Origin of the sequence: Natrinema thermotolerans (assembly GCF_031165565.1) — an archaeon.
GTDB classification, from domain to species: Archaea; Halobacteriota; Halobacteria; order Halobacteriales; family Natrialbaceae; genus Natrinema; species Natrinema thermotolerans.
In genome coordinates this window covers 182273-197282 of the sequence record NZ_CP101873.1, presented here as the reverse complement: position 1 = coordinate 197282, position 15010 = coordinate 182273, and the positions used below count along the sequence as shown (strand labels likewise).

The window sequence follows — 15010 nt, the reverse complement described above, 5'->3', positions numbered from 1 at the left end:
GTTCGGTTCCACCCTCCGGTATGGACGATTCGTCGCTCCGGATCGCGTACGAGACCCACGACGGGGTTCGGGAACTGGTCGACTGCCTGGCACATGCCCTCGAGTCGCTCAGCATCGACTTCGATCGGTGGGACGAACAGTACGTCAAAGGTCCCGGCATGTACGTCGCCGTCGTCATCGGGCCGTCGGTCGCGGACTTCGCGTACCCGATGGGCGACAACACGTGGCCGACGGACCGCTGTCACGACGTTTGTCTCGATCTCGACGCCTTCTACGAGACGGCCCGAGAGGTCGCGAGGACCCGCGACGGGGCCGTCGTCGTCAGCGTCGACGGCGTCGTCCAGGAACAACTGGTCCGGTTTACCGACCTCGGTCCCGACGAACTCGAGAGCGGGAAGGCGGATCCGGACGATCCCGGCTACGAGGACTGGATGGGGTCGCGCCACATGAGCGCACTGGATACCTCCCGGCGGCCGAACGTGGTGTCGACGTTGACGCTGAGCGAGGAGACCGGCCGCGTGACACGCTTCGAGGACGGCTCGTTCGTGACGACCGAGCGGGGGGACCTCGGTGGAGAGTGGAACGTGGACGATACCCACTGAAGCGACGCGGCAAGACCACACGGGCCGGATCGCGGGACTGTGCCGCCTCGAGCGTGGGCCGACGTGGAGTGCAACGGTCGGTCGGAGTCGCTCGATTCGATCGGTGACGACCCGCTGCGGGGCCCCTTCGGCGCGTCACTCCCGCCGTCGGGCGGCGATCCGTTGCTCGCCGGTATCGGCTGTGATGACCTCGTAGAGGACCGCCCGGCCGCCGTCGTCCTTCGGGCGGAGGACCCGTCCGAGTCGCTGGACGAACTCCCGCTCGCTGCCGCTGCCGGAGAGGACGACCGCGACGTTCGCGTCGGGGACGTCGACGCCCTCGTCGAGGACGTTCGAGGTCGCGATCCGGCCGTAGGTCCCCTCCCGGAACCGCGCCAAGATCTCGCGGCGCTCGGCGGTCCCGGTCCGGTGAGTGATCGTCGGGATGAGGAACCGCTCGCTGACGTCGTACGCGAGGTCGTTGTGGGCCGTGAAGACGATGACCCGGTCGTCCCGATGGTCGTCGAGGATCCCCGCCAGGGCCTCGAGTTTGGCCTCGCTGCCGAACATGATCTCCCGTGCGCGCTGGCGCGCGAGCAGCGCCTCGCGGGCCTCGGGGTCCGACCCCGACCGCTTGACCAGTTCCTGGTAGTCCGAGCCGCTCCGCATCTCGATGTTCGAACTCGCGAGGTAGTCGGTGAACGTCTCCTGGTTTCGTTCGTATTCCTCGCGCTCCTCGGGGGTCAGCGATACCTCGAGGCGCTTGAGATCGTAGGCCGCGAGGTGGTCGCCGGCGAGGTCGTCCACGTCGACTTGGTGGACGAGCGGCCCGACGAGGGCTTCGACGACCTCGTGGGCACCGTCGGGGCGCTCGAAGGTCGCGGTCAGACCCACCCGCGCGGGGGCGGCGAGCAAGCGTGCGATCTCGCGGTACCCCTCGCCGCCGAGGTGGTGGGCCTCGTCGAAGACGACGAACCCGAACCGGTCACCCACCGAATCAGCCTTCAGATATGCCGAATCGTACGTCGAGACGGTGATCGGCTCGAGTCGTTGCTCGCCGCCGCCGAAGCGCCCGATCGGCGTGTCGAACTCCCGCTCGAGTTCCCGTTCCCACTGCTCGAGGAGGTCGATCGTCGGGACGACGACCAGCGTCGGGACCGAGAGCCGCTCGATCGCCTTCAGGGCGATGACGGTCTTGCCGCTGCCGGTCGGCAGTTCGAGGACGCCGGCAGGCGCTCGAGCGGGCGACTCCGGCCCGGGCACGTCGGCCCACCGGTCGGTCTCGAGCCACGACTCGAGCGCCCGTTCCTGGTACGGCCGGAGTTCGTAGGCTGACGCGAGGTCCCCGACGGACTCGAGATCGAGGACGCGGTCCTCGACCGCGGCGTCGGCCCGCCACAGCGCCGCCCGCAGTTCGGCGTAGCGGTAGGCAGGGACGCGCCAGCAGCCGGTTCGGGAATCGGCCTCGAGTTCGGGGACCGATTCCCGGAGCGACGACGGCGAGAGCGGTGCCGTCTTGAGGTCGTCGATCCGAACCGTCCCGTCCTCGTACCGACATTCGATCGCGGTCGGCTCGTCGTTCGGGCTCCGCGTCACGCGTCCCAGTGGGGGGTAGATACACATATACGGTCGGGTACTCGGGACGGCAAATCCGGAGGTGGGGCGGTCCGGGCGACTATAGTAGCCACTGAAACGATTTACACACTGAGCGCGACGCAGTCGTGCGATCAGGTGTGCAATGACTTTCAGTGGCTACTATAGATGGGCACAGCGATGCCGGCGGCTCCGACACGGGTACCTCAACCCTTTTATTACCGCTGTTCGTTGACAGCCATATGAGCGAAGACGAGGGCACGGAGACGTCCGCCCCGGGTGTCCCGTCCGAGGAGGAATCCGACGACGGCGAGACGGCCGCGGCGGACCCCGACGTCTCGACGGATGGGGAATCAGAGCCGGCTCCCGACGTCGAGGAGTCGGACGCGGAACCCGCGGGAACCGACGACGAGAGCGAGGCGACGACCGACGCCGACGGGGACGCTGCCGAGGGCGAGTCGGCCCCCGCGGCGGACGAGACTGACGCACCCGAAACCAGCGAGGACATCCAGCGGCTCCTCGATCGGGTCACCGAGTACGACGACGAACTCGCTCGGCAGGTCAACTCGATCGTCGAGGAGGCCCGCGACCTGAACGGGACCGTCAGCCACCAACGCGAGGAACTCGAGGACCTCGAGCAACGCGTCGAATCACAGGCCGAAACTATCGGTGAACTGCAGGACGAACTCGAGGCCCGCGACGACCGACTCGAGGAATACGAGGAGGAAGTCGAGGACTTGAAAAGCCGGCTCAAGCGCAAGCAGGCGGACTTCCAGAACTACAAGAAACGCGCCAAGAAGCGCCAACAGCAGATCAAAGACCGCGCGACGGAGGACCTCGTCGAGCGGCTCATCACCGTCCGGGACAACCTCAAACGCGCCCTCGAGGAGGACAGCGACGACGTCGAGAGTCTGCAGGAGGGCGTCGAGATGACGCTCAAGGAGTTCGACCGCATCCTCGAGGACGAGAACGTCGCCGAGATCGATCCCGAGCCCGGCACCGAGACCGATCCCCAGCGCCACGAGGTCATGATGCAGGTCGACAGCGACCAGCCCGAGGGAACCGTCGCCGACGTCTACACGCCCGGCTACGAGATGGGCGACAAGGTCATCCAGAACGCACAGGTCACGGTCTCGAACGGGGAGTTCGCCGACGACGAGGACTCGAGCGCCGATGCGGACGGCGACGTCGACGGCTCGAGCGCCGACGACGGCGAGTCCGGGACCGACGAGGAGTCGGCCGAATCCGACGACGGCGAAGAGGACGCAGAGGCGATCGAACTCGGCGGCGAAGTCGCCGACGACGAGTAGCCGTTCTCTCAGAGTATCGCTGCTCTGTCCGTCACGACGACGCAACTGACCGGTTCACAGTCGACCGCCGGTCCGACACGGCGGGCCGATCGACCGATCTCCCCGCCCGTTTTTACTGAGACCCAACTACCGCGAGCGAGCCGCTACTCCCTCGTATCGGGCTTTTATTCGGGTTTCGAGTCCGGCTAGTAACCTTTAAAACAAAGTGCGCACAATACCCCTCCACGATGGCGAGCAACAAAATTCTCGGAATCGACCTCGGCACGACGAACAGCGCGTTTGCGGTGATGGAAGGCGGCGATCCGGAGATCATCGTCAACTCCGAAGGCGAACGGACCACTCCCTCCGTCGTCGCCTTCTCCGACGACGAGCGACTCGTCGGGAAACCGGCCAAGAATCAGGCCGTCCAGAACCCCGAAAAGACGATCCAGTCGATCAAGCGCCACATCGGCGAGGAAGACTACACCGTCGAGATCGACGACGAGGAGTATACGCCCGAGGAGATCTCGGCGATGATCCTCCAGAAGATCAAACGCGACGCCGAGGACTATCTCGGCGACGAAGTCGAGAAAGCCGTCATCACGGTCCCCGCGTACTTCTCCGACCGACAGCGCCAGGCGACTAAAGACGCCGGCGAGATCGCCGGCTTCGAGGTCGAGCGCATCATCAACGAGCCGACGGCCGCCTCGATGGCCTACGGCCTCGAGGACGATCAGGACCAGACCGTCCTCGTCTACGACCTCGGCGGGGGGACCTTCGACGTCTCCATTCTCGATCTCGGCGGCGGCGTCTACGAGGTCGTCGCGACCAACGGTGACAACGACCTCGGGGGCGACGACTGGGACGAGGCCATCATCGACTGGCTCGCCGAGGAGTTCGAGGCGGAACACGGGATCGACCTCCGCGAGGACCGACAGGCCCTCCAGCGGCTCAAAGACGCCGCCGAGGAGGCCAAGATCGAACTCTCCTCGCGCAAGGAGACCGAGATCAACCTCCCGTTCATCACGGCGACCGACGACGGCCCGATCCACCTCGAGGAGTCGCTGACCCGCGCGAAGTTCGAGTCGCTGACCAGCGACCTCATCGAACGGACCGTCGAACCGACCGAGCAGGCCCTCGAAGACGCCGGCTACGAGAAAGACGAGATCGACGAGGTGCTGCTCGTCGGCGGCTCGACCCGGATGCCCCAGGTCGGGGAGAAGGTCGAGGAGCTGACCGGCAAGGAGCCCCAGAAGAACGTCAACCCCGACGAGGCCGTCTCGCTGGGCGCGGCGATCCAGGGCGGCGTGCTTGGCGGCGAGGTCGACGACATCGTCCTGTTGGACGTCACCCCGCTCTCGCTGGGGATCGAGGTCAAGGGCGGTCTCTTCGAGCGCCTCATCGAGAAGAACACGACGATTCCGACCGAGGAGTCGAAGATCTTCACCACCGCGGCGGACAACCAGACGACAGTTCAGGTCCGGGTCTTCCAGGGTGAGCGCGAACTGGCCGAGGAGAACGAGATGCTCGGCGAGTTCCACCTGACCGGCATCCCGCCGGCCCCCGCCGGAACGCCCCAGATCGAGGTCACGTTCTCCATCGACGAGAACGGCATCGTCAACGTCTCCGCGGAGGACAAGGGCAGCGGCACCACCGAGGAGATCACCATCGAGGGCGGCGCCGGCCTCTCCGACTCGGAGATCGAGAAGATGCAGCGCGAGGCCGAGAAACACGCCGAGGAAGACCAGCAAAAGCGCCAGCGCATCGAGGCCCGCAACAACGCCGAGGCCACGATCCAGCGCGCCGAGACGCTGCTCGAGGAGAACGACGAGCAGGTCGACGACGACCTGCGCGCCGACATCGAGGCCGAGATCGAGGACCTCGAGGCGACGATCGACGACGACGAGGCCGACGCCGAGGATATCGAGGCCGCGACCGAGAGCCTGAGCGAGGCACTGCAGGAGATCGGTAAACAGGTCTACCAGCAGGAAGCCGGTGCGGGCGCTGCCGGCGCTGGCGGTGCAGCCGGCGGCGCTGCAGGTGCCGGCGGTGCCGGAATGGGCGGCATGGGCGGCGGTCCGAACCCCGGCCCCGATGCAGGCGCTGCCGGCGACGAGGGCGAGGAGTTCGTCGACGCCGACTTCGAGGACGTCGACTTCGAGGAAGACGACGAGGAGTAACGAGCCTTCCTCACCTTTCGGGCGTGGTCTAACGACCCCGGGCTTGGTTCCGTGATTCCGTTGCTATCAGATCTGTTCGCCCCGTGCTGAGTGATGGATCTGTTTTGTAGTCCGGACTGTGATAATATTCTTATGTATATGCGGATTAGAATACGGTATGAATACCCGTCGGTTGCTGCTCGCTTCGATAGGCGCTCTTGGCAGCGCTCCCCTCGGTGGTTGCTCTCTTCGCACGAGCAAAGACACCAATCGGCACTACGTAGATATGCTAAACGGCAGTGACAAATCGCACACGTTCATAGTCACTGTTTCCAACGAAAGCGGCGAAGAAATCTTCGGCGAAGTATACGATCTAGAGCCGCTTACCGGCGACGAAAACCAGATAATCGAAGGTACTCCTGCAGAATTTTCTGTTGCTATCGATGATAATAAACCCGAGGTCTTCCACTGGGATCCGCAAGTGGGTACTGACCCTCATTCTGACGAGTGTTCCGAAGGAACATCTACAAGCTTAACAATCTATTACAATATGCAAGAAGGTGAAGGTCTGAAACCGAGCTACGGCTGTGAGACGGTTACTGATTAAAAATGATCCCGACTACTTCGATTCAGCGGAGTTGTTTGTGATAGTGTCGCCTCGCAGGCGGCCTCTGAATTATCGCGAGCGAACTGAGTGAGCGAGCGGGCCGACGACCGATGTGAAGGCTCGCTATGCGAGCCGAAACGGAGGGTGGAGTGCTTTTGATCAACCTTTTGCCGAGCGACCGAGCGAAAGCGAGGGAGCGCAGAGCAAAAGGTTGTGGTGGAACGGTCGTTTCAAGTGCCTCAGACGAGTATCGGTTGCACAACGAATGAGCGAGGACTTCTACGACGTACTCGGCGTGAGCCCCGACGCCTCTACCGAGGAGATCAAGCAGGCGTATCGGACGAAGGCCACCGAGTACCATCCCGACGTCAGCGACGACCCCGACGCCGAGGAGAAGTTCAAGAAGATCCAGAAGGCGAAGCAGGTCCTGACCGACGAGGAGAAGCGCGAGGCCTACGACCAGATGGGCCACGAGCGCTACGAGCAGGCCGAGAAACACGGCTTCGACGCCAGCGAGTCCGGCGGCGCGGGCGGCATGGGCGGCGGCCCGTTCGGCGGCGGCATGGGCGGTGGCGGTATGGGTGGTATGGGCGGCGGTGGCGGCGGCCTCGGCGACCTCTTCGAGCAGGTCTTCGGCGGCGGTGGCGGCGGCCGCGGTCGCCGTCGCCCCCGCAAGGGCCGCGATCTGCGAACCGAACTCGAGATCGACCTCGAAGAGGCCTACGAGGGCGCGGAAAAGCAGTTCTCGCTCGAGCGGCCCGAGGAGTGTGATGTCTGTGAGGGCGAGGGCCACCCGCCGGAGGCCGACGCCGAGACCTGTTCGGAGTGTCAGGGCCGCGGGCAGGTGACCCAGGTCCAGCAGACGCCGCTCGGCCGGGTCCAGCAGACGACGGCCTGTCCCCGCTGTGAGGGCGAGGGGACGATCTACTCCGAGACCTGCGGCGAGTGTCGCGGCGAGGGCTACGTCCGCACCGAGGCGACGCTGACCGTCGAGGTCCCGGCCGGTATTCAGGAGGGCCAGACGCTGCGGATGGAAGGCGAGGGCGCGCCCAGCCCCGAGGGCGGCCCCCGCGGCGACCTGCTGATCGACGTCTCGATCCGCGACCACGAGGAGTTCGAACGCGAGGGCGACGACCTGCGTTACCGGCTGCCGATCTCGTTCCCGCAGGCCACGTTCGGCGACACCGTCGAGGTCCCCACCCTCGAGGGCGGCGCGGAGTTCGAGATCCCGCAGGGCACCCAGAGCGGCGAGACCTTCCGCCTCGAGGGCAAGGGGATGCCCCGACTGCGCGGCCGCGGGCAGGGCGACCTCTACGTCAAGGTGCAGGTCGTCACCCCCGAGAGCCTCAACGAGGACCAGCGCGAGGCCCTCGAGGAGTTCGCGGAGGCCGGCGGCGACGAGATCGAAGTGAAGGAAGGCTTTTTCGAGAAGATCAAGCGGGCGTTCTGAACCGGCGACAGTGGTCGGGTCCTCGCCTCGACTCGGACAGTAGCGGCGCGGGGTTCTCAGTCGACGCCGAGTTCGTCGAGCAGGGGGTGTACGGACCGAACGCTCCTCCGTCGATGGCTTCGGTATGTGAACTACCCCTCTCAGTGTCGGCGAGGTCGATGCGGTTACTCGGATCCGTTGGCCACTCGCTGCGGATATCCGTTCGGCCTGATGAGTGTCGTGATAACAACCAACACGTGTTATACTCATCGCGACCGAACGACCGCGTGGAATACCATGACAGAACAACGAATCTTGCTCCTCGCGGGCGACTTCGTCGAGGATTACGAGGTTATGGTCCCGTTTCAGGCGCTCGAGATGATCGGCTACGAGGTACACGCCGTCTGCCCGGAAAAGGAGGCCGGCGACACCTGTCCGACCGCCGTCCACGACTTCGAGGGTGACCAAACCTACACCGAGAAGCCGGGACACGAGTTCGAACTGACCCACGACTTCGACGCGGTCGAGCCGTCCGAGTACGACGCGCTGGTGGTCCCGGGCGGGCGCGCGCCGGAATACCTCCGGACCTACGACGAGGTCCTCGAGATCACGCGGCACTTCTTCGAGGAAGACAAACCCGTCGCGGCGCTGTGTCACGGCCTCCAGATCCTCGCCGCGGCCGACGTCCTCGAGGGCCGAACCTGTACCGGCTATCCGGCCCTCGAGGCCGACGTCCGGGGCGCGGGCGCGGAGTGGACGGACGAGGTGACCCGCGACGGGAACCTCGTGACGGGGCAGGCCTGGCCCGACCACCCCGAGTGGCTCGCCGAGTTCCTCGCGGTCCTCGGGACCGACGTGGATCACGCCGAGCCGGCGGCCGCCGACGACTGAGACGGTTTGCTGTCCCGATGCCAGGTGGGACCGCAGGGCGGTCGCGGTCCCACCGGCAATGACTGACAGGAGACCGTATGGGAGGAGCGGACGGCGGGCCGAATCCCGCCGTATAGCGGGGACCGAAGGCGAGACGAACGACACGAGTCGGCGCTCTTTTTCCCCCGCGGTCCTCAGTCCCGACCATGAACGCTGGGACGGTCGACGACCTGCTCACCCGCGAGCTGCGGGACGACCGGATCGCCCTCGTCGACGCGACGGGGCGGGAGTACGACTACCACTGGCTGTGTACGACCGCGTGGAAGGCCGGCAACTTCCTGCGCCACTCGGGGGTTCGCGAGGGCGTCACCGTCGGTGTCGTCGGCGACGGGCCGCTGGCCCTGCTCGCTTTCTTCGGGACGACGCTGCTCGAGGGGACCACTCGTTTCGACCCGCCCACAGACCTCACGGACGAGGGCGACTTCCGAACGCTCGTCGCGCCGGTCAGCGCGCTCGAGTCCTACGACCTTCCGCAGGGCGCACAGCGGGTCGGTTACGGCGACGAGCCCGACGCGCCCGACGTCCATCACTTCGACGCGGGACTGTGGAGCGAGAACCCGTCGTTCCCGCCGCTGGCGATCGATCCCGACACGGCGATCCTGACCGACGGCGAGCGGACGGTGACGCACGAGCAGGTCCTCGAGGCCGCACACGGCGTCCTCGAGGGGACCGACCTCGAGGCCGACGACCGCGTCGTGGTCCGCGGGCCGCTGTCGGACCCCCGAACCGTCGTCGCGGGCGTGATCGCGCCGCTGCTCGCGAAGGCCGTGATCGTGCTGCCGGGCGACGCGAACGACGGTGAGATACTGGGGGACTACGCCGTCTCGAGCGATTCCGACGCGCCGGTTCCGGAGCCCGGTCGGATCGATCTCGAGTCCGTATCCGTCTCTCGGAGCCACTGAAACGGTTTCGACGCCGATCGCGACGCCAGCGTTCGATCGGGCATGCACCCGTTTCCTGTAGCACGGATGACGATTCGACGTCGGGAGTATATTACGCCGCCTCGAGTAATAAGGGTATGTCGCCATCGGAACCGGAGCAATCGGTCGAACGACCCCACGACGACGCCAGATCCCGCGAAGGGGGAACGACCGCTGTTACTGGGGACGCTGCTGCCATCGCTGTCGATGGACTTGAACTCGTCTACGCCGACGGGACTGCGGCCGTCCGCGGGATCGATATGGCCGTCCCCGAGGGGGAGTTCTTCGGCTTTCTCGGGCCGAACGGAGCGGGGAAAACGACGACGATCAAGGTGTTCGCGACGTTGTTGTCCCCGACCGGCGGAGCGGTTCGAGTCAACGGTTTCGACGTGCGTTCGGAATCCCGTGAGATCCGGGAGTCGATCGGGTACATGGCCCAAGAGACGAGTATCGATCCGGAACTCACCGCCGAGGAGAACATCCGGTTCGCCTGTGAGGCGTACGGAGTGCCGCGGGGGGAACGGTCCGAACGAGTCTCCGAACTACTCGATCTCGTCGACCTCGCCGGCGTCGCGGACAAGCGGGCCGAGGAGTTCTCGGGCGGCATGAAGAAGCGACTGGACGCCGCGACCGCGCTGGTCCACCGCCCGCCGCTGGTCTTCTTGGACGAACCGACGACGGGGCTGGATCCGAAGGCTCGCAACCGTCTGTGGGACTACTTCCGGCGCATCAACGACCTCGGAACGACCATCTTCCTGACCACACAGTACCTCGAGGAGGCGGACCAACTCTGTGACCGCCTGGCGGTCATTCTCGACGGAGAGATCGTGGCGGACGGGAGCCCTGCGGCCCTGAAACGCGAGGTCGGCGGTGAGGTCCTCGACGTGGAACTGGAGGGCGGGTCGACGGCCCGACAACAGGCGGCGACGATCGCGCGCGAGTTCGATGCGTTCGCCGACGCGTCCGTCACCGAAACGGACGACGGCATCAGCGTCACCGCGGAGACAGTGCGACAGTACGGGACCGACCTGCTCGTCGCGCTCCGGGACGCGGAGTTGACGGTGACCGGATTCAATATCCGTGCCCCGACGCTCGACGACGTGTTCCTGGCGATCACGGGTGAGGAACTCGAGACCGACGACACGGAGGCCGTACCATGAGTACGCCGAGGGCCGACGAGGACACGCCGGCATCCTCGGCGCGGCCGGACGCACGCGCCGGGAACACGTTCGTCGGAGACGTCTGGGTGAATTTCAAGCGGTGGAACCGAAAGGCCGTTCGGAACCCGTTCGTCTTGGTCGTCTCGCTCGTCCAGCCGATCATCTTCCTCGTGTTGTTCACGGAAGTGTTCGGGAACGTCGCCGGCAGCGCTGTCAATCGAGGGATTCCGGGGATCAGTTACGAGACGTATCTGGTCCCGGCGATCGCGATTCAGGTCGCCCTCGCGGCGGCCATCACCTCGGGCGTGGGACTGGTCAACGACATCGAGAACGGGATGTTCGAGAAGATTCTCGTCACGCCGATGAACCGCACGGCCGTCTTCGTCGGCAAGACCGCCGCGGAAGTGTTTCGAATCGCCGTGCAGATCGCGATCATTCTCGGACTCGGCGTCCTCCTCGGCGCGGAGATCGTCACCGGCGTCGTCGGTGCCCTCGGTATCATCGCCGTCGGCGTTCTCTTCTCGCTCTGGTTCGTCGCGTTCTCGAACGCGTTGGCGATTCTCACGCGAGATCAGGAATCGACGATCATCGGCGCGAACCTGTTGCAGTTCCCGCTGTTGTTCCTCTCGAGTGCGTTCCTTCCGCTCACGGCACTCCCCGACTGGATTCGGACGTTCGCCCGTATCAACCCCGTTACGTACGGCGTCGATGCCGCCCGTTCGCTCATGATCGACCGGGACGTGATGACGGTCATCGACGTCTCGTGGTTCGGCGGGACGCTCGACGGCGTCGTTCCCGGCGTGGCCGTGCTGCTCGGCCTCGATCTCCTGTTGGGTGGGGTCGCCGTCTACCTCCTGTCCCGTGCCTCGAGTTCCGACGTGAAATAACGATTCCCGTATACCGTGCCGGGGGCGTCTCCGGCGGGCGTTTGCGATATGGTGACCGCATCGAGCAGGCGTGCCGTCGTCCGTGTTGTACCCGCCCGGCAGTCGACGCGACTCGCTGGCCGTCAGTGGAAACTGGCAGGGCCCGCGACCGTCACAGCCGCCGGTACAGCAGTCCCTCGAGGGCGGGTCCCGAGAGGACCTCGCCTTCGCGGGAGAACCGCGAGCCGTGGCAGGGGCAGTCCCAGGTGCGCTCGGCGTCGTTCCACCGGACGAGACAGCCCATGTGCGGACAGGTCGCCGAGACGGCGTGGGTCGTGCCCTCGTCGTCGCGGTGGAGCCCGACGGGCTGGCCCGCACGTCGGACGACGCGGGCGTCGCCCCGTTGCAGGTCATCAGCGCCGTCGGCCCCGAGCGCGGCCAGCAGGGACTCGATTCGGTCGCCGACGAAGCTCCCGCCGACGGTCGCGTTCTCTTCGAGGAAGCGCTTGGCCGACGCCTTCGGGGTGAACCGCTGGGGATCGAAGACGTCGGCCCACGGGCTCGAGCCCTCGACGATCAAGTCGGCGAGGATCGTTCCCGCGGCGGTGCCGGTCGTCATTCCCCAGCCGTTGAACCCGGTGCCGACGTAGACCCGGTCCGACAGCGGATCGATCCGACCGATATAGGGGACGGAGTCGACGGGGGAATAGTCCATCGTCGACCAGCGGTACTCGACCGACTCCACCTCGAAGTGTTCGCGGGCGAAAGTCTCGCAGCGGCGGTAGCGCTCGGAGGTCGGCACGCCGTCGACGCTCGGTTTGTGGCTCTGGCCGCCCACGAGGAGGAGATCGTCCTCCTCGCCGTCCGCGGCCGAGTACGGCCGCATCGTCGCCGCCGGCGTGGCCGTGTTGTAGTACATCCCCTCGGGCGGCGTCCCGTCGATCCGGACGGCCAGCAGGTACGCGCGGTGGGGGTGCATCCGCGCGAAGTAGCCGGCCCGGTCGAGGATCGGGAAGTGGGTCGCGACGACCACGTCGTCGGCGACGACCGTCCCGTGATCGGTCTCGATACGACACGGCGACCCGGGATCGACCTCGAGCGCGCGGGTCTCCTCGAAGACGTGGCCGCCGTCGTCGCGGACCCGCTCGGCGATCGCGAGCAGGTACTTCCGTGGGTGGAACTGGGCCTGTTCGTCGAAGCGGACCGCGCCGGGCACGTCGAACGGCAGCGGGGTGTCATCGACGTACGACGCCGGCAGATCGACCCGCTGGGCGGCCTCGACCTCGTCGCGGATCTCGCCGACATCGTCGGGTGACGCGGCGTAGGTGTAGGCCGGCGTCCGGCGGAAGTCACAGTCGACGCCCAACTCTTCGACGCGGCGTTCGACCGTCTCGATCGCCGCCTCGTTCGCCGCGGCGTACTGGCGCGCCGTCTCCGCGCCGAACTGCGAAACGAGCCGGTCGTAGACCAGTCCGTGCTGGGAGGTGAGCTTCGCCGTCGTGTGCCCGGTCGTCCCCTCGACGATCCGGTCGGCCTCGAGGACGGCGACCGAGCGGCCGGCGTCTTGCAGTTCGATCGCGGCGGAAAGGCCGGTGATTCCGCCGCCGATGACGGCCGCGTCGACGGTGAGACCGTCCTCGAGGGGGCCGTAGTCGGTCGTGGGGGTCGTGGCGAGCCACAGCGACTCGGGGCGCGGGGACTCGGCCGGGGTCGGGTCCGACATCGGATGCGGGTCGGGCTATCCACACCCAGACAAAAGGGCTGGGGGGTGGACGCGGGCTCAGGACGCCGCGCCGCGGAGCCGGCTCGTCCCCAGTCCGACGGCGGCGATACCGGCGATCGCTGCGGCGGCGGCGAAGACGCCCTCGACGCCCGCGAGGGGAACGAGCGCCCCGAACAGGACCGGCGAGAGGAACTGCCCGGTGTAGCCGAAGGAGGCGATGTAGGAACTGAACTGCCCCTGTCGGTCCGGCGGGGCGAGGGCCTCGACCCAGGCGAACGTCGACGGGAAGACCAGTCCGATCCCGAGTCCGAACAGGACCACCGGCAGGGCCGCGCCCGCTGCGGTCCCGACGACCGTCGCGGTCGCGAGCCCGCCGGCCCAGAGGCCGAAGGCCGCGAGGACGAGCGTCGATCGATCGGCGTAGCCAAGCAGCCGGTCGTAGGCGATCGCCGAGACGCCGCCCGCAGCGCCGTTGGCAGCCAGATAGAGGCTGATCCGCAGCGACGAGGTCACGCCGATGCCGGAGAGCAACTGGGGGTAGTAGACGACGATCACGTACAGCAGGGCGTTCGCCCCGAAGTACAGCAGGTAGACTAGCGGAAGCGCTGGCCGGTCACGAAAGACCGCGAGGACGCCGCCGCCCCCGCGTTCCGCCCCGTCGGCCCGGCCGCTCCCGTTCGCCGCGGTATCGGTCCCGTCGCTCGAGGCCGTCATCTCGGGGACCGTCGCCGCGGCCAGCAAGCCGAGCGGCACCGCGACGAGATAAATGCCGAACGGGGCGTTCCACGCGAGGCTCCCGGCCACGCCGCCGACGAGGGGCCAGACCGCCGCGCCGGCGCTGTTCGCGCTGCTGCGATAGCCCAGCGCCCGTTCCATCGCCTGCCCCTCGTAGAGATCGTAGATGAGGACGGTCACCGACGTATACACCGCGGCGGTCCCGAGTCCGAGGACGACGCGGGAAGCCAGCAGCGGGAGGAACGCGTCGACGAACAGTCCCGCGCCGCCGCCGAGGCCGTAGACGAACAGGCCGCCAACGAGGGGACGACGCGGCCCGATCCGGTCGACGAGCGATCCCACGAGCGGGCTCGCGAGGACGATCACGCCGCCGTGAGTGGTGATGATCAGGCCGGCCGCGGACCCCGACACCCCGAGTTCGTCCCGTATCTGGGGGACGATCGGGCCGAGGATCGCCCCGGCCATGACCGTCAGCGTCGCCGCGGCCACCACGACCCAGAGCGTCCGTCGGCGCTGTGTCGACGTTGCCACTGGTCGGCTCTCCGAAGGGAACGCCCAACAGGATTGTGATCGCGGCCGGCGCTGCCGGCGGGACGGCGTCGACTCGACGGTGATCGGCTTCGGCCACGAGCCGTCCCGAACGATCCCTCGGTGTCACGACCGCGTGTTCGTGACATCGCTCGCCGCTCGACCCGTCGATTTCAAGGTCCGCCCCGTCGAACGGAGGGTCGTGCAACTCGAGTGCGCCTTCTTCGGCCCCTTCCGCGACGCGGTCGGTGAGAAGACCGTTCGCTACGAGACCGAGGCCGAGACCGTCGGCGACCTCCTGACCGACCTCGAGGCCGCGTTTCCGGGCCTCGAGGGGGAACTCGTCGCCGACGACGGGGCGGGGCTGGCCGGGGACACGGTCGTCACGAAGGACGAACGCAACGTCGTCCACCTCGAGGGGCTCGAGACGCCGCTCGAGGACGGAGCCGTGATCCGGCTGGTGCCGTCGGTGTACGGCGGCTGACGGTGC

The 15010-nt window shown here is 66.9% G+C and carries 13 protein-coding genes; 10 read left to right on the top strand and 3 right to left on the bottom strand.

From position 1 onward, the window contains the following. Positions 1-20 precede the first annotated feature (20 nt). Entirely contained in the window at positions 21-602 is a 582-nt protein-coding gene (locus NP511_RS01010; protein ID WP_049966788.1) for a hypothetical protein, read from the top strand. Between the two features lie 135 nt (positions 603-737). On the opposite strand, the gene NP511_RS01005 is transcribed toward NP511_RS01010, so the two are convergent. Then, a complete protein-coding gene (locus tag NP511_RS01005; protein ID WP_049966787.1) occupies positions 738-2204 on the bottom strand; it encodes a DEAD/DEAH box helicase in 1467 nt (488 codons plus the stop codon). 212 nt (positions 2205-2416) lie between these two features. Here NP511_RS01005 and NP511_RS01000 point away from each other — a divergent pair, with 212 nt between their 5' ends. From NP511_RS01000 to NP511_RS00965, 8 genes are all read left to right on the top strand, one after another. Continuing rightward, entirely contained in the window at positions 2417-3484 is a 1068-nt protein-coding gene (locus NP511_RS01000; protein ID WP_049966786.1) for a nucleotide exchange factor GrpE, read from the top strand. A 227-nt stretch (positions 3485-3711) separates the two neighbouring features. Continuing rightward, positions 3712-5643, top strand: a complete 1932-nt coding sequence (gene dnaK / locus NP511_RS00995) for a molecular chaperone DnaK (RefSeq protein ID WP_049966785.1) — start codon at positions 3712-3714, stop codon at positions 5641-5643. 157 nt (positions 5644-5800) lie between these two features. Continuing rightward, a complete protein-coding gene (locus tag NP511_RS00990; protein WP_136396922.1) occupies positions 5801-6229 on the top strand; it encodes a hypothetical protein in 429 nt (142 codons plus the stop codon). Between the two features lie 265 nt (positions 6230-6494). Further along, entirely contained in the window at positions 6495-7679 is a 1185-nt protein-coding gene (gene dnaJ / locus NP511_RS00985; protein WP_049966784.1) for a molecular chaperone DnaJ, read from the top strand. 276 nt (positions 7680-7955) lie between these two features. Further along, positions 7956-8549 carry a DJ-1/PfpI family protein gene (locus tag NP511_RS00980; protein WP_049966783.1) on the top strand — a complete coding sequence of 198 codons (594 nt, stop codon included), beginning with the start codon at positions 7956-7958 and terminating at the stop codon, positions 8547-8549. Positions 8550-8734: 185 nt separating this feature from the next. Further along, positions 8735-9490 carry a hypothetical protein gene (locus NP511_RS00975; RefSeq protein WP_049966782.1) on the top strand — a complete coding sequence of 252 codons (756 nt, stop codon included), beginning with the start codon at positions 8735-8737 and terminating at the stop codon, positions 9488-9490. A gap of 116 nt (positions 9491-9606) precedes the next feature. Further along, positions 9607-10668: an ABC transporter ATP-binding protein gene (locus NP511_RS00970; protein WP_049966781.1), complete on the top strand. Its 1062-nt coding sequence runs from the start codon at positions 9607-9609 to the stop codon at positions 10666-10668. After that, positions 10665-11555, top strand: a complete 891-nt coding sequence (locus NP511_RS00965; protein WP_049966780.1) for an ABC transporter permease — start codon at positions 10665-10667, stop codon at positions 11553-11555. Before NP511_RS00970 ends, NP511_RS00965 begins: the two co-directional genes overlap by 4 nt. 151 nt (positions 11556-11706) lie before the next feature. Here the strand turns inward: NP511_RS00965 and NP511_RS00960 are convergent, their stop codons facing one another. Both NP511_RS00960 and NP511_RS00955 read right to left on the bottom strand, forming a co-directional pair. Next, on the bottom strand, positions 11707-13257 hold the full coding sequence (locus tag NP511_RS00960) for an FAD-dependent oxidoreductase (RefSeq protein ID WP_049966779.1): 1551 nt from the start codon (positions 13255-13257) through the stop codon (positions 11707-11709). A gap of 57 nt (positions 13258-13314) precedes the next feature. Next, the gene (locus NP511_RS00955; protein ID WP_049966778.1) at positions 13315-14523 is read right to left on the bottom strand and encodes an MFS transporter; all 1209 of its coding nucleotides are present in this window, start codon (positions 14521-14523) and stop codon (positions 13315-13317) included. Between NP511_RS00955 and NP511_RS00950 the strand changes: the two genes are divergently transcribed. Beyond that, a complete protein-coding gene (locus tag NP511_RS00950) occupies positions 14456-15004 on the top strand; it encodes a ubiquitin-like small modifier protein 1 (protein ID WP_233274371.1) in 549 nt (182 codons plus the stop codon). The genes NP511_RS00955 and NP511_RS00950 overlap by 68 nt on opposite strands. Positions 15005-15010: the final 6 nt, after the last annotated feature.

Coding starts and splice junctions, on each gene's coding strand:
- NP511_RS01010 (WP_049966788.1), top strand. CDS start 21: ATGGACGATTCGTCGCTCCGGATCGCGTACGAGACCCACGACGGGGTT.
- NP511_RS01005 (WP_049966787.1), bottom strand. CDS start 2,204: ATGTGTATCTACCCCCCACTGGGACGCGTGACGCGGAGCCCGAACGAC.
- NP511_RS01000 (WP_049966786.1), top strand. CDS start 2,417: ATGAGCGAAGACGAGGGCACGGAGACGTCCGCCCCGGGTGTCCCGTCC.
- dnaK (WP_049966785.1), top strand. CDS start 3,712: ATGGCGAGCAACAAAATTCTCGGAATCGACCTCGGCACGACGAACAGC.
- NP511_RS00990 (WP_136396922.1), top strand. CDS start 5,801: ATGAATACCCGTCGGTTGCTGCTCGCTTCGATAGGCGCTCTTGGCAGC.
- dnaJ (WP_049966784.1), top strand. CDS start 6,495: ATGAGCGAGGACTTCTACGACGTACTCGGCGTGAGCCCCGACGCCTCT.
- NP511_RS00980 (WP_049966783.1), top strand. CDS start 7,956: ATGACAGAACAACGAATCTTGCTCCTCGCGGGCGACTTCGTCGAGGAT.
- NP511_RS00975 (WP_049966782.1), top strand. CDS start 8,735: ATGAACGCTGGGACGGTCGACGACCTGCTCACCCGCGAGCTGCGGGAC.
- NP511_RS00970 (WP_049966781.1), top strand. CDS start 9,607: ATGTCGCCATCGGAACCGGAGCAATCGGTCGAACGACCCCACGACGAC.
- NP511_RS00965 (WP_049966780.1), top strand. CDS start 10,665: ATGAGTACGCCGAGGGCCGACGAGGACACGCCGGCATCCTCGGCGCGG.
- NP511_RS00960 (WP_049966779.1), bottom strand. CDS start 13,257: ATGTCGGACCCGACCCCGGCCGAGTCCCCGCGCCCCGAGTCGCTGTGG.
- NP511_RS00950 (WP_233274371.1), top strand. CDS start 14,456: ATGACCGTCAGCGTCGCCGCGGCCACCACGACCCAGAGCGTCCGTCGG.